17 protein-coding genes and 2 pseudogenes are annotated in these 23281 nt (G+C 62.1%); 11 read left to right on the top strand and 8 right to left on the bottom strand.

Annotated features, from left to right (window positions below; all coding sequences use genetic code 11):
* Positions 1 to 129: 129 nt before the first annotated feature.
* Positions 130 to 855: an ATP-dependent DNA ligase gene (locus LD110_RS21195; RefSeq protein WP_225501915.1), complete on the bottom strand. Its 726-nt coding sequence runs from the start codon at positions 853 to 855 to the stop codon at positions 130 to 132.
* Between LD110_RS21195 and LD110_RS21190 the strand changes: the two genes are divergently transcribed.
* From LD110_RS21190 to LD110_RS21175, 4 genes are all read left to right on the top strand, one after another.
* Positions 854 to 1063, top strand: coding sequence for a hypothetical protein (locus LD110_RS21190; protein WP_225501914.1), 210 nt, complete (start codon positions 854 to 856; stop codon positions 1061 to 1063). The two genes, LD110_RS21195 and LD110_RS21190, sit on opposite strands and share 2 nt — an antisense overlap.
* A 332-nt stretch (positions 1064 to 1395) precedes the next feature.
* Positions 1396 to 6222 carry a DUF6531 domain-containing protein gene (locus LD110_RS21185; protein WP_225501913.1) on the top strand — a complete coding sequence of 1609 codons (4827 nt, stop codon included), beginning with the start codon at positions 1396 to 1398 and terminating at the stop codon, positions 6220 to 6222.
* Positions 6222 to 6617 carry a hypothetical protein gene (locus tag LD110_RS21180; protein WP_225501912.1) on the top strand — a complete coding sequence of 132 codons (396 nt, stop codon included), beginning with the start codon at positions 6222 to 6224 and terminating at the stop codon, positions 6615 to 6617. Before LD110_RS21185 ends, LD110_RS21180 begins: the two co-directional genes overlap by 1 nt.
* A 78-nt stretch (positions 6618 to 6695) precedes the next feature.
* Complete coding sequence (locus LD110_RS21175; protein WP_225501911.1) at positions 6696 to 7019, top strand: hypothetical protein; 324 nt, start codon at positions 6696 to 6698, stop codon at positions 7017 to 7019.
* A 146-nt stretch (positions 7020 to 7165) separates the two neighbouring features.
* Here the strand turns inward: LD110_RS21175 and LD110_RS21170 are convergent, their stop codons facing one another.
* From LD110_RS21170 to LD110_RS21160, 3 genes are all read right to left on the bottom strand, one after another.
* Positions 7166 to 7516, bottom strand: a complete 351-nt coding sequence (locus tag LD110_RS21170) for an SOS response-associated peptidase family protein (RefSeq protein ID WP_225501910.1) — start codon at positions 7514 to 7516, stop codon at positions 7166 to 7168.
* Between the two features lie 314 nt (positions 7517 to 7830).
* Positions 7831 to 8151 carry a hypothetical protein gene (locus tag LD110_RS21165; protein ID WP_225501909.1) on the bottom strand — a complete coding sequence of 107 codons (321 nt, stop codon included), beginning with the start codon at positions 8149 to 8151 and terminating at the stop codon, positions 7831 to 7833.
* On the bottom strand, positions 8114 to 8464 hold the full coding sequence (locus tag LD110_RS21160) for a hypothetical protein (RefSeq protein WP_225501908.1): 351 nt from the start codon (positions 8462 to 8464) through the stop codon (positions 8114 to 8116). Before LD110_RS21160 ends, LD110_RS21165 begins: the two co-directional genes overlap by 38 nt.
* A 452-nt stretch (positions 8465 to 8916) precedes the next feature.
* Here LD110_RS21160 and LD110_RS21155 point away from each other — a divergent pair, with 452 nt between their 5' ends.
* Positions 8917 to 9375: a T6SS immunity protein Tdi1 domain-containing protein gene (locus tag LD110_RS21155; RefSeq protein ID WP_225501907.1), complete on the top strand. Its 459-nt coding sequence runs from the start codon at positions 8917 to 8919 to the stop codon at positions 9373 to 9375.
* Between the two features lie 12 nt (positions 9376 to 9387).
* Here LD110_RS21155 and LD110_RS21150 read toward each other — a convergent pair whose 3' ends face one another.
* The gene (locus LD110_RS21150; RefSeq protein ID WP_225501906.1) at positions 9388 to 10614 is read right to left on the bottom strand and encodes an IS110 family transposase; all 1227 of its coding nucleotides are present in this window, start codon (positions 10612 to 10614) and stop codon (positions 9388 to 9390) included.
* A 291-nt stretch (positions 10615 to 10905) separates the two neighbouring features.
* Here LD110_RS21150 and LD110_RS21145 point away from each other — a divergent pair, with 291 nt between their 5' ends.
* The 3 genes from LD110_RS21145 to LD110_RS21135 all read left to right on the top strand — a co-directional run bounded on the left by LD110_RS21145 (position 10906) and on the right by LD110_RS21135 (position 12643).
* The gene (locus LD110_RS21145; protein ID WP_225501921.1) at positions 10906 to 11397 is read left to right on the top strand and encodes an RHS repeat-associated core domain-containing protein; all 492 of its coding nucleotides are present in this window, start codon (positions 10906 to 10908) and stop codon (positions 11395 to 11397) included.
* A gap of 40 nt (positions 11398 to 11437) precedes the next feature.
* Positions 11438 to 11686 carry a hypothetical protein gene (locus LD110_RS21140; protein ID WP_225501905.1) on the top strand — a complete coding sequence of 83 codons (249 nt, stop codon included), beginning with the start codon at positions 11438 to 11440 and terminating at the stop codon, positions 11684 to 11686.
* 252 nt (positions 11687 to 11938) lie between these two features.
* Positions 11939 to 12643, top strand: coding sequence for an RHS repeat-associated core domain-containing protein (locus LD110_RS21135; RefSeq protein WP_225501904.1), 705 nt, complete (start codon positions 11939 to 11941; stop codon positions 12641 to 12643).
* Positions 12644 to 14057: 1414 nt separating this feature from the next.
* Here the strand turns inward: LD110_RS21135 and LD110_RS21130 are convergent.
* Positions 14058 to 14420 carry a hypothetical protein gene (locus LD110_RS21130; protein ID WP_225501903.1) on the bottom strand — a complete coding sequence of 121 codons (363 nt, stop codon included), beginning with the start codon at positions 14418 to 14420 and terminating at the stop codon, positions 14058 to 14060.
* Between the two features lie 175 nt (positions 14421 to 14595).
* Here LD110_RS21130 and LD110_RS21125 point away from each other — a divergent pair.
* From LD110_RS21125 to LD110_RS21115, 3 genes and pseudogenes are all read left to right on the top strand, one after another.
* Positions 14596 to 15389: pseudogene (locus LD110_RS21125) on the top strand (TniB family NTP-binding protein); the annotation flags it as partial.
* Positions 15386 to 15871, top strand: a pseudogene (locus LD110_RS24135) (TniQ family protein); the annotation flags it as partial. The pseudogenes LD110_RS21125 and LD110_RS24135, both read left to right, overlap by 4 nt.
* Before the next feature lie 99 nt (positions 15872 to 15970).
* Positions 15971 to 16345, top strand: coding sequence for a hypothetical protein (locus LD110_RS21115; RefSeq protein WP_225501923.1), 375 nt, complete (start codon positions 15971 to 15973; stop codon positions 16343 to 16345).
* Here LD110_RS21115 and LD110_RS21110 read toward each other — a convergent pair.
* Together LD110_RS21110 and LD110_RS21105 are read right to left on the bottom strand one after the other, a co-directional pair.
* Entirely contained in the window at positions 16330 to 16932 is a 603-nt protein-coding gene (locus tag LD110_RS21110; protein WP_225501902.1) for a recombinase family protein, read from the bottom strand. The genes LD110_RS21115 and LD110_RS21110 overlap by 16 nt on opposite strands.
* A gap of 930 nt (positions 16933 to 17862) precedes the next feature.
* On the bottom strand, positions 17863 to 22347 hold the full coding sequence (locus LD110_RS21105; RefSeq protein WP_225501901.1) for an RHS repeat domain-containing protein: 4485 nt from the start codon (positions 22345 to 22347) through the stop codon (positions 17863 to 17865).
* Between the last annotated feature and the right edge of the window lie 934 nt (positions 22348 to 23281).

Genomic DNA, 23281 nt, shown 5'->3' with positions numbered 1-23281 from the left:
TGCTTTGGCGGGCTGGATTGCCACCCATCGCCGGCACGCCCGCCATGGGCGGCACCCCGGGCGCGTCAGGGTACTCGATGAGAGAATCCCACTTTGGCGCCAGCCGCCGGTGTGGGTGCCGAAGGCCCCCTAACGGGCCGGAGCCGTGACCTCTGTTGGGTCGAGCTCCGGCCTGGCACGCTCGAAACGAAGAGAGTGGCGGAACGACCGGCCCGACCAGGCCGTGTCCGCTGCGACCTCCACGACGAGCGGTTCAACGACAGTCAGCATCACCGGAGTGGTGTCCCGGTTGAAGCGGTCCAGGGTGGTGCCTTTGACCGTGGTTGGCCAGGGGTGGCCCGGCGTGGCCGGCCGCAGCCACTTTGCCAGTGCCCGGCTGGCGGCGGCGGTCAGCGGCGCGGACCTGCCGACGATGCGCAGCCTGCCCGCGAGGGGCAGCCCGGCGATGATCTCCGGGTCGGTGGTGGTGGGGGAGAGGGACAAGGGTGCGGACCATTCTGTGGCGAGTTCCTCCAGGAGGGCCCGCCGGTCCCGGAGGGGCAGGTGTCTGGTGTCGTGGCCGGCGACGCAGAGCACGTCGAAGCCGACGAAGCTGGCCGGGAGGTCACGGACCATCTCACGGAGGGATTCCTTCCCGGCGCTGAGTCTGCGCTGCAGCGCGTCGAAGTCCAGCCGGTCACCGGACCACACCACGGCTTCGCCGTCCACGATGCACCCTGGGGGGATCATCTCCCCAGCCCCTGGTACCAGGTCCGGGAGGTACCTCGCGAGGTCTTTCCCCTCCCTGGAAAACAAACTGGTCCTGTCCCCGTCACGGATGACAATAGTGCGCTCGGTTAACTGCACTAAGCCCATGCTCCAGGTCGGTCCGAAAATGCAGCCCCGGCTCTTGGTGCTCCGGACGGATCTCCAGCAACGGCGCGATCGGGCGGTCACGGAAGGTTGGCGAGGCGAAATTGAAGGTATCGACCTCACGCTGCGCCTCCTTGAGGAAAAAATCCGCCAGACCACCACCGTGGCCAACAGCCCTGTGGCTCTTGGAATGCCCGCATTGCGTGTTTGAGCGTGTCCGGCGCCGACCCCGACAAGGCTTCCATAGAGCTGGTGTCCACCCTCGGGGGCGGGCCAAGTCGGCGGTTAACCTAGTTTTTCCCCAAGATTGGATCAAGATCGTTGATCTACCGGTGGCATACTCCTACTGTCAGGCGTATCTCTCTTCGGGGGGGGGCCGGGGTTTTCGCAGTATCGGTTTGCCTTGGGTCTCATGTCGTCGAAAGTTCATCGGGGATTGGATGTATCCGGCGCCGGCGTAAGCCTGCTTCCTTCCGGTCATTTCCGTTCTCCCCTGAATGGCAGCCGCACGTCACTTAAAGCACGACCCCCGTGGTGAAGAGAGTGTCGTCAAATGACGGCGGCTTCCTGAACTGGGGGATCGTGATGGCCGGACAAACCCGTCCACTGACTTCGTTCAAGCTCTGGCTTGTTGTGCTGCTTGCCGTGGCGGTTGGCCCGGCAGGGCTCATCGGTATTGCAGGGCCGCTGCCGCAGGCCAGGGCGGCGACAGTCATCACGAACCAAACCCTGTACTCGGACACCGTCTGGACGGTGTCAGGCTCGCCCTACTGGGTGCAGGACAATCTGTCCGTTGCCGCAGGCGTGCGGCTGACGATCGAGCCCGGCGTCATCGTGAAGCTCGGCAACCCGTCGGACAAGTATGGGCGGATGACGATCTACGGCCAGCTGGTCGCGCGGGGGACCGCGGCTGCACCGGTGATTTTTACGTCCCACCGCGACGACAGCATCGGTGGGGACACCAACGGCGATGGTGCTGCCACGGCACCCGCGCGGGGTGACTGGTACATGATCAACTTCACCAATTCAGCGACTACTCAATCGGTGATCGACCGGTCAAAGATTCAGTACGGAGGATACGCCGGGGGTGGGTGTGCCTCGGGGAGCCTTTGGGTCTCGTCCAAGGCCTCGCTGTCGCTCACGAACAGTGACCTTCAGAACATCCAATCCGCGGGTGTGTATGTCGCAGGCGGGGCCGGAGACGTCAGGGTTGCGAACAACCGTTTCTACGACAGTGCCTGCGGGGTCAGCGCGGACAGCGGTACTTTCACGGAGAACATTTTCGAGGACTCAACTGGCACCGGCGCAGATTTCCTGTATCCCACGCGGGTGAGGTTCTACGACAATTACGTTGCCAAGCCGGTAAGCGCGGCCGGCAGTGCACCGACGAGGGAACAGCTGGACATGCAGGGCAACTCCCTCCTCGGGGGCGTCGGCGAGAAACCCGCCTTCCAAGCTCCCCAGGACCTCACAAACAACTGGTGGGGGCGGGTCGTGGATGACCCGCCACCGCCCACACCCTGTTGGGATTCAAACACGACGTACATCCCGGCAGTGACCAAGGCCTTCGTCCAAGGAAGCACGTGCAGCCAGCAGAACCAACTGTCGATAACCGGCTACTACACCAAGGTCATCCCGGCACTGACCGCGGCACCGCCGATGCCGTCCGCCGGGATCAACGGCGTCGGGACCTATGCCGGCTCCGTTGCCGACGGGCAGGTCTACGGGCCGGACGGCGGATCGGAGCTGGCCTCCGCTCCCACTGGTTCGCAGGCCGACCCCGTGAACACGGCGATCGGAGCCTTCACGCACTCCGAAACCGACCTTGGCCTGGCGTCCAAAACGGCAAGCCTGTCGGTGAACCGTTTCTACACTTCGGCTGACGCGGCAGACGGTCCGTTCGGCCGCGGCTGGAGCCTGGGCTACGACACGCGCCTGACAGTGCAGGGAACCGAGGCCGTGCTGAAAGCCGGAACCGGGCAGCGGGTCCGGTTTACCCAGAACCCGGACGGCAGCTACACCGCCCCGCCCGGCGCCACGTCCAGCCTCACCCACAACCAGGACGGCACGTGGACGGCAACCACCCGGTCCGGGCTGACGCACTCCTTCAATACCCAGGGCTGGCTCACCTCCCTCACCGACGGTTCCGGACGCGGCCCCACCTACAGCTATGACACGGGCGGGCGCCTGACCCAGGTCACGGACGGGACCCGGTCCATCACCTTCACCTGGGACACCACGGCGGGCAGGATCACCGGCGCCCAGACCTCCGCAGGGCAAACCGTCAGCTACAGCTACACGAACGGGCTGCTGACCGGGGCCACGAATGCCCTCTCCGGCACCATCACCTACACCTACGACGCCGCCCAGCGGCTCACCGAGGTCAAGGCACCGTCGGGTAAGACGGTCGTGCGGAGCGCCTACGACATCATCACCGGCAGGGTCACCGAGCAATGGGACGGGCTGGGCAACCACAGCACCTTCAGCTGGGACGCCGCGGCCTCCACCGCGACGATGACCGACCCGCGGGGCGGGGTCTGGAAGGACGTCTACCTCGGCAACGTGCTGCAGCGCCGCGTCGACCCCGTCGGCAACACCACGGACTATGAATACGACACCCAGCTGCGGCTGATCGCCACGTTCGGCCCGGACGGAGTACGCAACGCCATCAGCTACACCCCCGGCGGAGATGTGAAGTCCTTCCAAGGCACCACGGCGGCAGTCAACGCCACCTACAATTCTCAGCACCTGCCCACGACCACGGTCAACGCCCGCGGCTACACCAGTACCCGCGGCTACGACACCGCGAACAACCTCACCCAGCTCAGCCGGCCCAACCCGGCAGGCGGCACCATCACCAGCTCCTTCGGCTACGACGCGGCCGGGAACATCACCTCCGCCACCGACCCGCTCGGAAACGTCAGCACCGCCGAATACAGCGCCGACGGGGACCAGACCAGGTCCACCACTCCGCTGGGCTCGGTAACCTCGATGGCCTACGACACCGCTGGCCGGGTGACCAGTGTCGTCTCCCCCCGGGGCAACGCACCCGGGGCCGACCCGAACCAGTTCACCTGGCGGTACGAATACGACGCGCTCGGCCGCATGGTCAAAGCCACCAACCCCGCCGGACAATACGAGACCGTCGAATACAACGCCGATGGCCAGGTCACCAAAGCCACCGACACCTCCGGCCGATCCACGACCTACCAGTACGACGCCGCCGGGCACGTCACCTCCGTGCAGGGGCCGGACCTGACCGTCCCGCCCACCACCACTGCCTACGACGCCAACGGCAACATCACCACCACAACGGACGCCATGGGCCGGACCACGACCCTGCAGTACGACGCGGCCAACCGCGCCACCACGTTCACCAACCCGCTGGGCACCTACACGCTCACGTACACCCGGCGGAACCAGATCGCGAGCATCAAAGACCCGCAAAACGCCGTCACCACGTACAAGTACGACAACGCGGGCAGGCTCCTCAATGCCGACCTGCCCCTCAGCAACGACGGTGACGTCACCTACACCTACGACGCCAACGGCAACCGTGCCTCCATGCAGGACTTCAACGGCACCACCACCTACGCCTACGACTCCCTGGACCGGCTCACCACCGTCACCCGCGCCGGCCGCACGTTCACCCTCGCCTACGACGCCGCCTCCCGGCTCACCAGCCTGACCAGCCCCGACGGTGCCGTCACCGGCTACACCTACGACGCAGACGGACGAGTCACCCAGGTAAGGAACGGCGCCACCGTCGTCGCGAACTACACCTACGACGCCGACGGCAACACCCTCACCGTCACCCGCGCTGACGGATCACAGGCAACCCGCACCTACAATAACCTCGGCCAGCTCACCCGCATCACCGACGCCACCAGCGCCGCGACCCTGCTGGACGAAAGCTACGCCTACGACACCGCCGGAAACCCCGTCAGCATCAGCCGCCCCGACGGCACGGCCGACACCTTCACGTACGACACCCTCGACCGGCTCACCAAGGCCTGCTACACCACAACCTGCGCCAGCAGCACCGAAATCCTGGAGTGGAGCTACGACCACGCAGGAAACATCCTCACCGACACCCGCAACGGACAAACCACCACCCACACCTACAACACCAAGGGACAACGCACCCAAAGCACAGGACCCGGCGGCACCACCAACTACACCTACGACTACCGCGGCCAGACACTCACCGCCGGCAACAAGACCTTCACCTACACCAAGGGCGGACGCACCGCCACGGTCACCACACCAGCCGGCACCACCAGCTACAAGTACGACGGCGACGGACGCCGGCTCAGCGCCACCCTCGGCACAGCCAAGACCACTTTCGAGTGGGACCCCTTCTACCGGCTCGCCAACGAACTGGACACCAACGGTGCCCTCATCCGGCACTACACCAACGCAGACCAGCCCCTCACTGCGAACGACGCCACCGGGGCCGCGGCCTACTTCCACACGGACCGTCTCGGCTCGATCCGCGCCCTCACCGACGCCACCGGCACCATCACCGCCGCCGGGGCCTGGGAGCCCTACGGGCGACCACGGGCCACCGGACCGAACAACCCCAACGCCCCGCCCCTGGGCTGGCTCGGCCAGTACCAGGACCCCACCGGCCTCACCCACCTGCGCGCACGCCAATACGACCCAACAGGCGGGTCATTCCTCGCTCCCGACCCGGCCGCGTCGACCAGCATCTCCGGAACCTACACCTACGGCACCGCCAACCCCCTTCGCTACATCGACATCACAGGGCTCTTCTCCTGGGACGAATTCCTCGACGGAGTCCAAAACGTCAGCGGCATCGTCTCCGACGTCGCAGGAGTCCTCGCCATCGTCGCGACTGCCACCGGCGTCGGCGCCCCAGTCGGAGCCGTCCTGGGCGCAATATCCATCGGTGCAGGCGTAGTCCACGCAGGAACCAAAGCCATCCAGGCCTACAACACCTGCAACAGCGGCAAAGGCTCCTGCGGCGACGCCATCGGCGAGGCCGTTCTGTCAGCCGCAAGCATCCCCCCTGGGGGCAAACTCATCAAAGGAGCCGCTACAGGGCTAAAGGCCCTTGGACTTGCCGGGAAGGCCGCAAAGGCGGAGGCTACGGCCGTCGATCGGGCCTTGAGTAAATTGCCTAAGGACGCGCAGCGGTCGGAGAAGCCTCCGGGATTCGACCCTGAAACCTGGAATTGGATGGGCGCTTCGCGCCAGGGTCTTGCGGAAAAGCACTGGTACGACCCTCGTGGCGGCGAGTGGCGCAACCACCCTGCCGACAAGTGGCACGACTCCCACTGGGACTACAACCCATGGACCGAATGGAACAGCCCTTGGCAGCACATATACCCCGGCGAGGTCCCGTGATGATGCCATCGCCCCCCATAGAGGGTGACTTCGGAGAAGGTGCGTTCGGGCCAACCATTCTGTTGCGTCTGCCGACCCACGCAGCGGCCGCTCATCTGCGGGAGCTTTTTGGCTGGCTAGCTACACAGCCGAGTGGAACGATGCTCAACCTCGTTGGCCAACCTGGCTTTCGAATCGCCGCGTCGATCTGGTCGTTCAGGATCGGCGTCCGAGAGGGCACGGGTGGCCAGCGTCTCGTCAGCGATCCTGAAGGCTTCACCTGGTTGGGTGACCCGGAGGAGTGGACGACGACCGCGTTACTTGTGGACCCGCTCACGCGACAGCCTGGACACCAATACCTCACCGACGAGACTCTCGACGATGCGATCGTGGAAGTCAGTTGTGGCGAGTATTAGCGCTGAAACAATGGTTCCTGCACGCCTCAGGTACTTCGGTGGACCACTGGCCGGTCAGCCGGTTCCCCTTGAGATGCCATGAGCGAGCAGACAGACCTTAGGGAGGCTTTGCTGGACCTCGGGCTTGAGGACTTGATCCCATTGCCGGAGATAACAACAGCAGAGGAGATCCGCAGTGTTCGTGAAGGCGCTACCGTGGCGGACCTAAGCGCTGCGTTGATCGGGCTCCTGCGAGAGGGGCTGATCCAGATTTGGAGCGGTCATTGGTCGCAAGATCCGGAAGTGGTTGATCCTGTGACAGCCGAAGACCTCCTTCGTGTCCCCGAGCAGTACACCTTCAACAGCCCGGCAGATCAGCGAATGCGCGTCTACTACGTGAACGTCGACAACGTGCGCGCGTGACTTGCCCGGCCATGGAGGCTTGGCAGGGGTGGCGGTTAAGGAGCCAGAACGGGAGTCATTCGTCGTTGAGTCGGAGTATTCGGCCCGGTTGGCTAAGGGTGGCGCCAATCACCTTCTGCGTGGCCACACACGAACGGTCGCAGGCCTCATGTTCGCGGTCGACCATACTCCGCCATTATGAACGTCGCGAACTCAGACCAACATTGCCAAATAGCCAACCGATCAGGCACCAGAACGACCTGCGCCGCAGCCTTAGTGCAGAGAAGCTTGGCGCCGAGCTTGATGTCCTGCGCCCAGGACGGCACTAGGCCCCACCGTGCCGTCAGCAGGCGGCGTTCCACCACGCCGCCTTCTTCGAGGCGCTCGGTGATGATCGGCTCGACCTGGGTCGGAGCAACATTCCACGACGGAGCAGTTTGCTGCTCACTGCCTTCCACCGCATCGTAGTAAGACAGCAGATCACCCCGAGCCTTGGCATTAACGTAGCGGCCACACATGGCCCTCATTCTGCCACCGCACCGACCAGCTGCGGCAGCGGATCCGGACTGTGCGGGGCGTTCCCACCGGAAGGTGAGGGAAGGGATGCATCGTCTGGGGGGAGACGATGCATCCCTTCCCCGTGTTTTGGCCTCTGATTGGGGCAGAGGCAGAGCACCGAGGATACCTACAGGGCCAGCCTGTGAGCGCCCCGTGACATCGTCGCTGTGAACACCTGCCCTGTACCTGCTCGAGGGACGGCAGGCCGAACCCCTGCCGGATGCCGTCCCACAGCCGATCCGCGACGGGGCCCGTGAAGCCGTGTACCGGGGTGTCAGCCGTCTGTCACGGCGGCAAGGAGCCACTGCTCCGAGAGCGGCTCCCGGCGCAGGTGGAACGTCCGCCGCGCGGACGTTGACCCGCCCAGGCGGACCTCTACGCGCCAGTGCTCGACGCTGACCATGTCACCGGACCCGACCGGGGCCCGGCGGCTGGTGTTCCACCAGTCGCAGCGGTCGAACCAGTGCACCGGTTCGGCGACGACGGCCCAGATCCGGGCCTCGTGGCGGACGGCCAGGGGAGTGCCTTTCGCGGTGAACCGCACCTCCACCGGGGCGTCAAGGGTTGGTGCTGTTTCGTTCAGTGTTGCTGTCACGTTTTGTTCTTTCTCCCAGGTTCATGCGGTTCCAGTCGGCGGGGCGGGTGACGGCCGATGACCACACCCATGTCCGGTAGGTGAGGGGTCCGTCCTTCCACGTCACTTCGACGGCTTTCGCCGTCCAGGCGAACACCTCGCCGTCAACGAGTTCGGCACAGGACGGGAACCTGATCCAGGCTTTGACCGGGATACCGGGGTAGCCGTTGCTGACCGGGAAGCGCTCGAAATCGAGCTCTTCCGCGGTCAGCCCGAAAGGCCCAGCCCGCCGGGCGTACCGTGCCTGCAAGGCACTGGCCTGCTCCGGACCCATACCACAACCTTAGTGCAAATCTTCGCATAGCCACGCCGACAATAGAACAGGTCTTCGACCTCATGGCAGCATTATCGGTGAGGGGTCTGACAAAAATACGGGCGGTTGCACCCAGATCGCCCAGCTTTGAGCTGCGTGGAGGGCTCCACCTGCCCACAGTGGGCACAACCGGCCCCAAGGAGCCCTGGTTTCCGCTGCGCTGCAACCAGGGGAAATGGTCGTCCGCTTCGCGGCCGGCTGTGGGGTTCAGGGTGCGCCGTCGCAGACCTCCGGACCCCCTGAACCTGTTTATCTACGACGATGCTCCTATAGTCGTCAATTTCAGATTGTGATTGACGCGGACTGGCCCTGCGAGCTGTCCAGGGGCCATTGGGCCATAGGGCAAAGGACGGCGCGGTTCGTTTGTTAGCGGGTTGCGAAGCTGCTTGCGTCGCCTGAGCTAGTGTCGCCATATGGAGCCCCTTCGCCGTTTCCCACTTGATCTATACGCTGCTGCCCTCGATTCGTGGTCATTTCTTGACTTCGATGGCAAAAGCCCCGTCTTCACCTCCCCGTTTGGAGACGTCTTTTTCCAAGCAAGCAACGGCTTTTGGTTCCTCGATGTGCTCGGGGGTGAACTGCGACATTTGTGGGCGAACCAGGACGAGCTAAACGCCGAGCTAAATTCTCGTTCAGGGCAAGACGAATACCTGATGCTTGGCTTGGCTAGCCAGGCGGAAAGCTCCGGTCTGCACCCAGGTGAGGGCGAGGTCTACAGCTTCCGGGTTCCACCTGTGCTTGGAGGTGTGACCGACATCGATAACGTGGAAGTCAGTGATTTCGTCGTAGCACTCGATATCGCCGGGCAGATCCACAAACAAGTTCTGACACTCCCGCCCGGTACTCCGATCAGCGGCATTTCATTGTCCTAGCCGTACGTCGCGTCAAACTGGGACCGGCGTCGTTCGTTCCTTCAACCACTGGCGATAAGTTTTCGCGAGATGGTCGTCTCGGAGCATGCCCCGTTCCAAAAGGGAGATTTTGGAAGGCCATTGACCGAGCTCGCTTGCCGCGGTGGTGATGGTGCAACCAAGTGTGACGCGCATTGGGCGCAAGTCTGAGTTGTTCGGCGCTGCTTGAGGGTTGGTGATCTGGCGGTAAATTTCCCGGGCTGCGTAGCGTTTGAGGCAGCGCATGATTTCCCGTTTACTTTTGCCCTCGGCCGTACGTTTGGCTACGTAGTCCTTGGTCCGTCGGCATGAGGCCATACGAACCAGGACGACCTGGTAGAGAGCGTGGTTGGCGTTCCGATCGCCGCCTCTGCTGAGGCGGTGGCGTGTGGTTTTGCCTGATGATGCTGGCACGGGAGCGACTCCGACGAGGGAAGCGAACTGTGCCTCGTTCTCTAATCGGTCAGGGTTGTCTCCCACGGTAACCAGCAATTGGCTGGCGACTTCCGTGCCAACTCCGGGCAAGTCGCAAAGCATCGGTGCATAGGTATCGAGGATCTCCTGGAGCGCAGCGTCCGTGGCGGCAATTTCTGCGTTGAGTGCTTGGCATCGGGTAGCTAACGACTTCAACGTAAGCATGCAAACGTAATCAGGATCAGCCACGTGACCCGCCGGTCTCGCTCGCTGCAGTGCCGTGAGCATGGAGGCGGTGCCAAGGGAACGGTATTTAGCCCGCAGTTTATCCGGTGCGGAAACGAGAAGACTCTTGATTTGATTGATGGCTGCGGTGCGGGCCTTTACCGCCGAGGTGCGGCCGGCTCGTAGGATCCGCAGGCATTCAACCGGGCCGTCCTTGGCCTTGGGGATCGCTTTGCTGCGGCCGTCCAGGACCGATTGGGCAGCTTGGTAGGCATCCAGGGGATCGGATTTGCCCTTCAATCGGCGCGCTGCCCGGTTCGGGCGGTTTACCTCTAGCACGCTGAGTCCATTGCTGCGGAGGATCCTTGCGAGCTCGGCACCGTACGTGCCGGTCCCTTCAACGCCAATAGCTAAGACAGCACCATGGCCGGTGATGAAGTCGACGATTTTGCGGTATCCGGAGCCCACTGCCAGGAATTCCCTGTCCCCGAGGGGTTTGCCGTGTTCATTGATGATGGCCACGTGGTGTGTGTCGGCGTGCGTGTCGATACCCGCGATGACTTTCGTTGTTTCGCTTGCCAAGATGGAAATTGCCCCTCAGTCGAGATCCATGCTGATTGATCGGGCGCGGGCCAGGTGGGCAGACAAAACGGTAATGGGACTGGTCGTATCAGGCTCCTATGAGGTCATGTCCGCCTGGCTCGACACCCATTGACGGACCTTGAGCCGGCGGACAGATCGTCGGAAAGACAGTGCCGCCAGGCACGTCAGTTTTTTGCTGGGCCACGCCGGCTCAAGGACTTTTCCAGTATTACCGTTTTTTGCTGCTGTCCTTCGGATTGTACGTGCCCGCTCCGGCCTTTCTAGCCCCTCCTGCGTTCCGCGGGTGCACAGGCGGCAACCAATCCTTGGCAATACGCCGGAGGTTACAAAGACGCCAGCACCGGGTACATCAAGTTCGGAGCCCGCTACTACAACCCGACCCTTGGGCGGTTTACTCAGGCTGACCCATCCGCCCAGGAAATAAACCTCTATGGTTATGCAGCGGCAAACCCTATGAACAATACTGATCCGACAGGACTCACATTTGAAGGGGCGGTAGCCAGCGCTACCATCGGGACGATATTTGGCGTGCTCGGAACTTTGGCAGGTTGCGGCGCAACGGGAGGCATCGGATGTCTTGTCGGCGGCGTACTCTTCGGCATGGCCGGAGGTGCAATTGCTGGAGGTCTGACGGCGGCCTCCGACAGCGTAACTGGGCAGGAAGCCGGCCCCGCCGTTCTCCAGGGAACGGTAATAGGTGGAATTACTGGCTTCATCCGTGGCATCCCTGGATTGGTTGAGGCATTTCCACCCATGCTTTGACCAATGGTTTCGTTTCATCTCGAAATGGATAGGAGCCGTCGTGGCTAAAATTCCTGGTTGGACCGGAGCGGGACCAATTGAAAAGGCCGCCACCCTCATAGCGGTGCCAGGCGCACCTGTACTGTTCGTGCTCATATATGTCCTACAGCGCCAAGAAGGAGGAGGGGGCTTCGCGCTTTTCTTTCTAGGCGTCTACATAATTGTCGGTCTTGCGGTTGCCTTCGCCGCCCGTAGAGAACGAATCAAGAGGATGGCTAGCCACGATGAAGAGGGAATGGAGGGGCAGTGAGCATTCAAATTGAGGCCACGAGGCTCGGGGCATCTTTGATGTTGGACTATATTCCGTTGCCTCTCATTTGATGCCGCCCCCACCCTCCATCGCAGCCGTTGTCAGCGAAGCCCAGTCGACGTTGAGGTAACGTTCTGCATCCTTGACGCTGAGGCCGAACAGATTGCAGAGTTTTCGGATGTCCTGGTGGCGTGCGCTTCGTCCGGTATCCGGTCCTCGCCAAGAGCCTGCTGGACAAGCCGAGGGTTGTCGATGGAGATTTTGGTGGTGTTTGCCTTGGCGGGGCGGTCGCCCGGTCTCACAGTGGCATGGCTGGCAACGTGTGGGGCTTGGAACCCGCTGCGACTCACCGCAGGAGCCACCAGCTTCCTCAACGGAACCCTCGGCGTCACACAGCAGGCCAGCTCCGGGGCGACCACGTCCTTCATCCGAGACCCCAACGGCAATCTCATCAGCATGCGCAGCAGCACGGGGGCCAGCTTCTACTACACCACTGACGCCCTCGGCTCCACCATCCTGCTCACCGACAGCACGCAAGCCGCCGCAGCCACGTACATCTACGACTCCTGGGGCAACACCACACCGGCAGGCACGCAGGCGGCAGTCAACCCGTGGCAATACGCCCGGGGCTACAAAGACAGCAGCACCGGATACACCAAATTCGGCGCCCGCTACTACGACTCCACTATTGGGCGATTCACGCAAGCAGACCCCTCCGGAAAGGAAACCAACCGCTACGCCTACGTCCAATGCAACCCCATCAACGCTACTGACCCGAGTGGGCTCGATGCTTGGGGCTGCTTTGTGGACTGGTTTGGTATCACCGCAGGCATCATAGGCTTTGGTATCGGCGTTCTGGCAGCCCCACTATCCTTTGGCGGTAGTGTGGCTCTTGCCCTCACCGGCGCCGGCACGGTCTTATCCGGGTGGGACGCAATCAAGAACGGATGCTACTGATGAAGTCCAAAGCTCTTCGAATTGCCGCAATCATAGTTGCAATCGCAAGTCTCGTTGTTCTTATCCTCGTGATCGTCACTGGGCGCTTTGAACTGATCTACGCACCCGGGTTACCACTCGTCCTTTGCGTTGTTTTGTTGCTGATGAAGCCCAGACAAGATTCAAGAGACGGCTAACAATGGGAATCCCAAGCCCGGAATACCGTCGCCGGGGTCTGTTCTTCAACCAAATCAGCGAATCCGTGAGCGCTCGTTTGAACAGCAACGCTATCGCGCCAGCGGATTGAGCCTCCTCACTGCCATCGCCGGATCACACCAGGGGACCGCCCAGGCCTGGAACGACTCTTCTAGGTGCAATCAGCTGCTACGCGGGCAGTTATGCTCTTCTGTTCTCGATAGCGATGTACGGCTTTACCCCTTTTTGCGGACATCGGGACGGGGGTCAGGCTGACCGGCTCATGTGGATGATAGAGAAGCAAGGCGGTTGCAAGGCATTCCTAAACCCAACTTCGGTTCTTAGGTTCTTGCAGGCTCAGGGAGGACATCAATGAGTCGCTTTTGGAACAAGAAGACGCCCGGCGGGGCACCAAATCTTGTACGGGGTTGTATGTGCGACCTCCTACTTGGCAGTTTCTGCGAACGATCCGTTGGGATATTGGCCACCAACAATCCTGCTGATAGTCCTTGTCCTCACAATCCTGAACAATCTCAGAATAGATCGACGAGATGCGCAAGAAATCGATCAAAAAGACGACCACACGTGATCTGAGTTGGATTCTCCGTGCTGCTTAAAGTCCCCGGGCTAAGGTCCCCGGGAACATCGCAGGGGCAAGCTGCAACTATACGAGTGACGAGTGACGACACTCCGGCCACGAGAAGTCGAGGGCGGAGCATTAGTCACCCCTGTTGATGGGTGCCCTTGATAGTGTTCGGGCACATGCCAAAGCCCATAACGCGGCAGTGAGGAGGACTCCCGTGAATATCAATGCACCTCGCACTTGAGCGGAGAAATAAGCAATCGGTTCAGCATTCCTCGTTTTGGCGCTCTCCGCTGTGGCTCCAGAATGAGAAGCCCGCAGATCTAAATCACTCTTTCGTGGCTGCTACGCTTCACGCGATCCGTACAACATCTGTCGGCCTTAGATCAATGCATGGCTGATTGCGGTTCACCCACTCCGGTTCGTATTCAAGGGCCCAAGGTGGTGCAATCTTGACAAGGTCCAGTGAAGGAAGCCATCAAACTTCATCTCATAAACCGAACCGCCAGGCAGCGCATCCTCGCGCGGAATCAACTCCACAGCCCTGGCAAGGGCAAGAGCCACGGGAGGACGCAAACCGGCCGGCACACCCTCAAACATCGTGCGCACAGCGTAAGCCCACCCCGGCACCACCGGTAGCGGCCAACTTTGGGATGGTTAGTCGTTCCTTGGGGCTACATCGAACCAGCGCACAACTTTGTTTCCGCCATGGGCCCGGGTGAGCGTTTCCTTCAGCCCGTCCGCCTGCTGGACCGCCAAATCGAGCTCCATGACAGCCGTGATGACGCCGCGCCTGCTTTCATCATGACCCTCGGCATAGTGCCGGCCAGCCATCGTTGACCGGTGCCATTCCGCCAGCTGCCCCAGCACCTGCCCTATCGATCGCTGGGCATCCACCAAATTCGCCAGCACGGCATCACTATCTGAAGGCACCTCAAGGGCCCGTGCCGCATGAGCGAGCTCCCGCGCCGCCTCAGCCAGGCGCTTCGACGAATGCAAGGCATCCCGAAATTCAGTCAACGTCCACCCTCCTGCCCCAGTCAGCCGCCGCACAAAACAACGGAATCAGACGCCAAACCAGACCCCGAACGGGCCGCCCCAAACACACCAGGCAGCCCCATCATCCGTCACCGCCTTCCTCCAGATCACCCAGGTTTCCGGCCGCAACACGATCAGCCGTCTTCCGGTAAGCCTGTACCCAAAGGCCTTGGACGCAGTTGCGCGCCTGGAAGTGCTCTTCGGCTGGCCGAAGAAGCAGCGCATGCCCAACCTCCTGCTGGTCGGGCCAACGAACAATGGCAAGACCATATCGTAGAACGCTTCCACCGGATGCACCCGCCCGTAACGGGACCGAACGGCGAAAACATCCCGGTCGTGTGCATGCAGATGCCTTCGGAACCGTCGGAGCTTCGGTTTTACACGGCCCTGCTCTCCGCCATCGGTGCGCCCTTCCGGCCACATCTGCGTCTCCCCGAGGCCGAACGCCTGACGCTCTCGCTCCTGCGCGAAGTCGAAGCCCGGATGCTGGTGATCGATGAGTTTCACAACGTACTCGCCGGCCGCGGTGAGAAACGGCGCGAGTTTCTGAATCTACTCCGGTATCTGGGCAACGAGCTCCGCATTCCGCTGGTCGGGGTCGGCACACGGGAGGCCTATCTGGCTGTCCGGTCCGATGACCAGCTGGAGAACAGGTTCGAACCGTTCATCCTGCCGCTGTGGGAAGTGGGCCTGGAGGCCAGGTCGCTGCTGGCCAGTTTCGCCGCCGCATTCCCCTTGCGCTCACCGTCCGTGATCGATACCGAGGATATGGCCAGGTATCTGCTCGTCCGAAGCGAAGGCACCATCGGTGAACTCGCCCACCTTCTGACCGCAGCCGCCGTCGCGGCCGTCGAGACAGGTGAGGAGAGGATCAATCACCGGACCCTGACCCTGGCAGATTACATAGGACCAACGGAGCGGCGCAGGCTTTTCGAAAAACAACTGCCGTGACCGCTGTGCGGCGCTGGCCGGTGCACCCTGCACCGGCACCCGGCGAGGCGCTTTCGTCCTGGCTCCGACGTATCGCGGTCCGCTACGACCTCCACCCCGAAGACCTCGTGGCCGACCTGGGATTTTGGCCGGGCAGGGCCGCGGGCCTGGACACCTGCCCACCTGAACGCTTAGCCCACGAACTCTCGAAACGAACCGGAGTTGACGTCCAGCGGATCCGGAGAATGAGCCTCAGTGGCTGGTCACCCTGGCTCATAGAACAGACCGAACCAGACCCTGGGATGTTTGCCAAGTACACCCGGCACTTCTCCGTGCTGCTGCCAGAGGGAAAACGACGGGTCCGTGAGATCTACCCGTGGATGCCATGGTGTCCGACGCGGCCTGCAGTGAGGGCATGCCCGCACTGCATCGCTACGACAACACCGCCGCACCCTTACCAGCTGCTGTGGCTGCTGCCGCTGACTCTCAGCTGCCCGGTCCATGGATGTCTCCTCGAAAGATGGACAAAGTCGGCCAGCTATTTCGCGGGTTGGGAACGCAGGCCGCCAACACCAAGACCTGTCCCCGCAACGCTGCTTGCGATGGACACCAGAACCTGGCAGGCCATGGCCACGGGGAGAGTCCAGCTGCCCGGCCAGCAGGTCCATGCCGGGACCTGGTTTCGATTGATGCGGACCATCATCGACGAACTGGGAACACCACTGACCGAGTGCCGGACGGCCGGTCGCATGATCATGTGGGTTTGGAAAGAAGCAGGTTATCCCGGCCGGTTAGGGCCGTTGAAATGGCAACCCCACGAAGGCTATTCCATCGACAGTCAGCTCCGTAACCTCGAAGCAACCGCGACAGCAATCCAACTGCTCGAAAGCAACGCCCTCATCGGCCGAGGTCCGGACAGCGCCTTCTTCCGAGCTGCATCGAACGCACGCGTCGAGGGGCCTTATAAGGGGTCTTGACCTGCCAGTCCCTTGAGTGTGCGCGACCTGCGGTAAAACGATGCCCGGGACATACCAAGGTCCCTGACAACCTGCGCAACAGGTTCGCCGTCATCGACTAAACGAAGAGCGTTGCGAATCTGGCTGTCGGTGATCCGGCGGGGCCGGTCACCGAGATCCTTCCCGGCTTCGCGCCGCTTGTTGATCGAATCATTGATGCGTTCACGCTTGATTTCATGCTCCATTTGCGCGGGAGCAGACATGACCGTGAACAGCATCGAGCCCATGGGGGTTGAAGTGTCGACGTCGCCACCGCCAAGGTTTAGCACCCGCAGTCCCGCGCCCTTTGCACGAAGCTCGTCGGCGAAGGAGAGCATGTTCTGTGTGGAGCGCCCGAGCCGGTCAAGTGTCGTGATGATCAGGGTGTCGCCTTCAATGAGCGCATCCAGTGCCCGGGCCAGCTGGGGGCGGGAAGCCTTCGCTCCTGATACGCCGTGATCGATGTAGAGGTCATCCCGCCGGACACCGGCGGCCAGCAGATCGGCTAGCTGCCGGTCCGTCGACTGCTGTCTCGTCGAAACCCGGGCGTAACCGATCAGCTTCGCCATGCCCCTCCGATGTGTCTCGAAACTATCGGTGCATAAGCCGATTCAACCAGAAGGTTTCGATACATAGTTAGGAGAATCGTCGGGCCATGAAGAAACTCCGCTATCTCCAAGGAATCTTGGGCGCGACAGAACCTTGCTCAGATCGCGTGCCGAGACGTCTCGTATCTTATGGGTTACAAGACAGTGTTTGAGGCATTCGTGCTGCTAAATGCCGGTAAGGCTGACACAGCACCCGGGACGTGCCAACGAAGGGCGCACTAATCAAGTGCGGACCATGGCACCAAGGCCGCCCAGCCCTGCGCTACGCACACGACAACAGAAGCTGCTAGCGCAAGTTCTACTTTGGCGACCCAAGCCCAGGCGCTCTTTAAGCGCCCTAAGTCGCAGCACTGAATTGACTGCATCTGGCTAGCTTCAGGTTTGAACACCCGTAGTCATTCATCCCTCCCGGACCTCCCCTCGATCCTCTCGGTGAGGAGGTGGATGAACAACCCTAGGTCCTTAGCGCTCTGGCCATAATCCATCACGGTCGACGCAAGTCGGGGTCGGCAAGAGGTTATGACCTCCGTACCTCCATCACTTTTGCTGAGGAGCTTGATTTCTATTACCTCGCCCCATGTCCATAGGTTGCCTCGCACTTTTACGCGACCTCCCGCTGTTGTTCTGTCGGCCCCTGAAAACCGTCCTTCGTGTGCGCAGACGACCAGTACCGCTTCCCAAACACTGTCCGGCATTACTGCCACCTCGAACGATTTGGTAGCTTGAACGCCGACAGTCCGGACTCCATCAGCTTCCGTGCTTTTCCTGGCTCGTCCCGTGCGCATGACAGCGATCCCGGCCAGCAGAATCACGAACAAAAGGAGAATGCCGACAATTGCTGACAATGGCAGCGACCACTCTGGCATTACTGTTCCCCATTCCCGACAGCGGTTAGAAGTGCCATGGGACGCTCGGATCGGGTCGCATAAATTCAAGGAAAGGCGTGCGGCAAATGATATTCCCGTAAACAATCCCCTGATAGGAGCCCCGAACGCCTCCAATGACCGCACCAGCAACTGCACCTCCGAGTGCCCCGAACGGCCCAGCCGTGGCCCCACCGACAATGAGTCCAACAAATAATCCTGCCGTCAATCCGTAAAAAAACTGATCAACGATCATGTGCTGCACGCAATCGTCCGCCGCATCGAGTCCAGAGGGATCAACCGTGGTGATCGGGTTGCAGGTGGCGTAGACATATCGGTTGGCTTCATGACCGGAGGGGTCTGCTTGGGTGAAGCGGCCAACTGCCGAATCGTAGTAGCGAGCTCCGAATTTGATGTATCCGGTGGCAGTGTCTTTATAGCCGCCCGCGTATTGCCACGGGTTTAGTGCTGCCTGGGATCCATTAGCGGTTGCCGTGCCCCAAGAGTCGTAGGTATAGCTGGCGGCGGCGGACTGGCCGGAGTCGGTAATCAGGATAGTGGAGCCAATTGCATCGGTCGTGTAGTAATAGCTGGCTCCCGAGCTGCTCCGGAGGCTGATGAGTGTGCCGTTGGGGTCACGGACGAATGATGTCGCAGCCCCGGACGTGGTTTGTTGCGTGACACCGAGCGTTCCGTTGAGGAAGTTGGTGGATCCGGCTGAGGTGCGCTCATCGTTCCGTGGTCCGGCGTACGTGAAGTTGGTTGTGGTCGAGGAGACTGTGATGCTGGTGAGTTGGTCGAAGACGTTGTAGTTCGATGTCGCTGTTCCGGCAGCGGTGGTGTTGCCGTTGGCGTCGTAGCTGTAGCTGATGGCACCTGTGGGTGCTGTGGTGCAGGTCCCGGTGCTGGGGCCGGTCCAGCAAAGCTGGTCTGCTGCGTTGTAGGCGGCATAAACGCTTGCCGCGCCGGTTTTCGTGGCCTGCGTGCGGTTGCTGTTTGCGTCGTAAGCCCAGGTCTCCGTCGTGGTCCCGGTAACGGCGGAGGTGAGGCGGTTGAGTTTGTCATAACCGTAGGTGGTAACGATGCTTGGGGTCTCGGTGGTCATGGTCTTGCGCAGGGCACCGTCTTTGGTCCCGTTGAGGATGCTGGTGTAGGTGTAGGCGCGGCTGGCCAGGACGTTGGCGCTGGAGTTCACTGCCGTGATCGACGTGATCTTGCCGGCATTGTCGTAGGCTGTGGTGTTCTTTACCCCGTTAGGGTATTTTGTGGCGGTCCGGCGGTCGGCGTTGTCGTAGTCGAAGCCGGTGCACTTGGTGACGTTCGGGAACACCAAGGTGGCCGGGCAGCTGCCTCCAGGTTCGGCGACGGCGATCAGCCGGTTGGCGGCGTCGTAGCGGTAGGTGACGGTGCCGAGCGGGTCGACGTAGCTGAGGATGTTGGAGGCCCCATCGTAGGTGACGGTGGTGGTGACACCGCCGATGGTCTTGCCGGTGGGCCTGTTCTGCGCATCCCAGGTGTAGGTGGTGGTGCCGACGGCGTCGACGCGGGTGGTGAGGTTCCCTGCAGCGTCGTAGGTGTACGTGACACAGTTCGTGGGGGCACTGGCCGGGGTGCAGTTCGCGCCGAAGCGGGTCTGGGTGATCCGGTCGTTGGCATCGTAGGTGTAGGTGGCGGTTTGGTTCTTGCCGTCAGTGCTGGTGGCGATCCTTCCCGCCGCGTCGTAGGTGTAGCTGATGGTCCCTAGCGGAAGCGGACGGGTGACCGTTATCAGGTTGCCTGCAGTGTCGTAGCTGTAGGTGGTGTCGTTGCTGTTGCCGTCGGTGGAGCGGCAGAGCTGGCCAGGCTTGGCCCCGCAGGTGGTGCCCGCTGTGTCGCCCTGGTAGAAGCGCTGCGGCGTTCCGCCGAGGTTGTCCGGCGTGATGATCCTGGACGGGTTCTTCGTGTTGGCGTCGTATTGGATGGTGCTGGTGTTGCCCTCGCTGTTGGTGGCGGTGTCGGGCCGATAATTCAGCAGGGGATCCCCGGTCACACTCGGGTACGTGAACGTGACGTCGCCTGCGGTGCCGCTGGCGCCGGCAAGTGGTGAAGTGATCTTGGTCAGGCTGTTGTTGGCGTTGTAGGTGTACGTGGTGCTCTTCTGGAGGCCGTTGGTGGCAACGGTTCGGTTATCGTGCCCGTCGAACGTAGATGAGGTCTCGTGGCCGTTCGGATCAGTGACACTCGAGACGCGGGTCTTGCTGGCATCCAGGTTGTAGGTGGCCTGCTTGCTGTTCGGATCGGTCAAGTACGACTGCGTTGGTCCGGTGTTGTGCGTGAGCGTCCACGTCGCCGCAGCCGCGGTGCCTTGCGCGTAGGTGATGGTGTTCACCCAGTTGTCCGCAGCGAAAGCGAGAGCGGTGGTGTTGGTTCGGCCGTCGGTGATGGAGGTGAGTTTGCCGTTGGTGTAGGCGAAGGTGGTGATGGCGCCGGTCGCCTCGGTGATCTTGGACATCCGGCCCTCCCCGCCGCCGTATTCGATGCTCACGGTGCGGTTCAGGGAGTTGTCGGTGATGGCGGAGGGCTGGTTCAGGTTCCTGGTGTCGTTATAGACGTACGAGACCGTCCGGCCCTGGGTGTCCGTGGTCTGCGTGAGCCGGCCATTGCCGTAGGTGTAGGTGACCGTGTTCGGGTTGGTGGTGTTGGCGTCGAAGGAGCGCTGCAGCACGAAGTTGGCGCCGTCGTCCTGATAGACGTTGGTGATGCCGGTGTCGTTGAACCGCAGCCGGTACTCCGTGCCGGAGACCTTCGTCAGGGAGGCGTTCAGCTCCTGCGCCATCGTGTACGTGGAGCCGGAGAGGACGAAGGTGTACCAGCCGCCGTCCGGGGCGGTGTAGATCATGTTTCCCGTGGCCGGGTCGATCCGCAGAGCGGTTTCCAGCCGCCCCATCGACAGCGTGGGTCGGTGGTCGAACTTGGAGTTATACCGCCAGCCCACGTTCATGTCCTGCCCGATGCCCCGCACGTGGAACAACCGCCCGGTCACCGAGACGTTGCCGTTGGTCGGGTTCAGCGCCAACTTGGACATGTCGGTAAGGGCATGGCTCACCATGGAAGCCTTGGCCCGGGATCCGGATTCGGTGCCGTTGGTGGTGACCGGAGGCAGCAGGTTGGCGTTGTTGAACCAGCCCTGCGAGTCGATGACGACGTGCACGGGACTTGAACCGTTGTTGTAAATCTTCACCTTGCCCGTGGTGGCGCTGGGTCTGACCACCACAACATTGGAAACCGAGTCCGCCGTGTAGTTCAGCGTGCTCAGGTTCGGTTCGGTCTCATCGGAGGGCCAGACCCGCAGATAACCCCAGCCAGAAGTGACCGGGGTGATGTTCATGACCACGCCCGCAAGGTCCGTGGACGCCGCCGGCAGGCCGCCGACGCCGGCGATCTGTACCTCGACGGTTCCGTTGGCCGGGACCGGAGTGTTCGGGATGCGGGAGTCGTAGATCCGGGACTCGACCGTGGTGAACGCGCTGTTGGAGACCTGCCCGTCGAAATAGCCCTGGATATCCACCAGCACATGGAAACCCGTGGCATACGACGGGTCGTGTTTGATGTCCACGACCCCGGCGGCGTTCAGGTTCAGCACCGCCGCGACCGCAGTCGTGGCCTGGCCGCGGAAGTTGATGGTCGTGCCGGGATCGGCGCCGCCGGCGAAGCCACCGCCGGGCAACGATGCGAGGGTGATCTGCGCGGTGTCGGTGTCGTTGATGATCGTGATGTTCGCGAACACCGCGGTGGCCGTGTCGGGGACGCCGCCCTTGCCTTTCAGGGTCAGGCTCTTGATCCCGGACCCGGACCACGCACCGGCCGGATAACCTGTCCCGTCGCGGGTGTCGATCACCCTCGACGTCGGAACGGAAACGAAGGCGCCCGGTGCGGGAGTGTCGCCGGAGGTGAAGTAGCCCTGAACGTCCACGATGAACTGCTGGGCAGACGAGGAATACAGTGCCAGCTGGCCGTCCGTGCCGACAGCGACCACCGCGGAGTTGGAAATCGTGTCGTTGATCCCGGAATACAGCACGGTGGTGTCATGGTGCCTGGCCGTGTTCGGCACCAACTGTGCGACATTCGTCGTGGTCCCGTTCACGATGGTCAGGCTCACCAGAACGGCGTCCACACCAGTGGTGGGGACACCTGCCCGGCCGAGGATCTGGAACGGATACCACGTGTTCGCCGCCACCGGACCAGTGATCCCGCCCAAACCGGAGCGGGTGTCCACCGCGCGGCCCTGCACCGGTACGAACACACCGGCCTGCACCGACGGATTCACCATCGGCACCAGCGACGGCGCCTGAACCGACGTTGTTCCGAGGCTGGATCCGGCCCCCAGCGGGAGTGCCGCGAACGATGGTGCCGCGAGTCCGCAGACGGCGACCCCGAGTGCGACGATCACGGAAAAGATGAGTCTGAATGCCGTCTGGGCGGCGGTGTTGAGGTGAAAAAGGGCAGGCTCACGCCGGCGACGAACAGTACGCATTTCCCCAGGACTTTCTACGAGACCAGATCCAGGCGATCCAACATCCCGAAAGCCCCGACCCCCAAACGAGTGATGGGCTAGACGCTAAACGGCACCTCAAGGCCGGATCAAGGATCTTGAGCAAATCCTGTGGAAAAACTAGGATTCAGGAAATGAAATAGCGACCGGTTGGATCACCGCTGCGCAGCGTCTCGACACTGTTCGGCCACATGATCTTGGAAACCACAAGGGGATACAAGCCTCGGAGGAAAGCCTCGTGCACCTTCGCCACCAGCGAGGAGAAGCACAACCCACCTAAAAGAGTCGCTTAGCCCGTAGTTGCGGTGGCTTCGGCACCGGGATGCTCAGTCAACTGGGTCTGAGCTCTGCGTTTTCGGAGGTCCTTCTAGTTCCCTGTGTTCCCGCCTTGCTGCAATCCCCATTGGCACTAACGCGGCGGTCATGACCACACCCAATAGCAACATCGTCGGCCAGAACCCCAGCAATGGCCGAAATACGAGTGCCGCGGTCATGGCCCCACAGAAGAGCCAGAGGCTTGTGCGGGCGAGTCGTTTCATTTTAGGGGGAAGGTCGCGGTATTGATCCAGGTTGCTCATGCCTACCCTATCTGCTTGGGTGCCGGCTCAGAGGGGCGACAACAGAACGGCCCAAGGCGATCATTCGACCACGAACGTCGTCGGCCTCCAGTACGGTGTCCTCGAGCGCGACGAGAACGCGGTCCTACCAACCGGATCACAACAACGCAGGCCGTCCCGCACTTTGCGCCTGGTGCCTGTCAGAACCAATGCCGGACGTCTCTCATGAGCCGGGCGAGAAGGGCGCCGGAGGCAAAGGGCGCCAACAGGTACAGCACCCAGATACCGTGCATTCGACGCCCTGGCCACGGCTGCTCCCTTCGCCTCCAGCCAGTCTACGGGTCGAAGCTTCGCCATGA

It is taken from the genome of Arthrobacter sp. M4 (genome assembly GCF_020251205.1).
Taxonomy (GTDB): domain Bacteria; phylum Actinomycetota; class Actinomycetes; order Actinomycetales; family Micrococcaceae; genus Arthrobacter.
The sequence above is the reverse complement of the archived record's forward strand: the minus strand, read 5'-3'. Positions and strand labels throughout refer to the sequence as shown.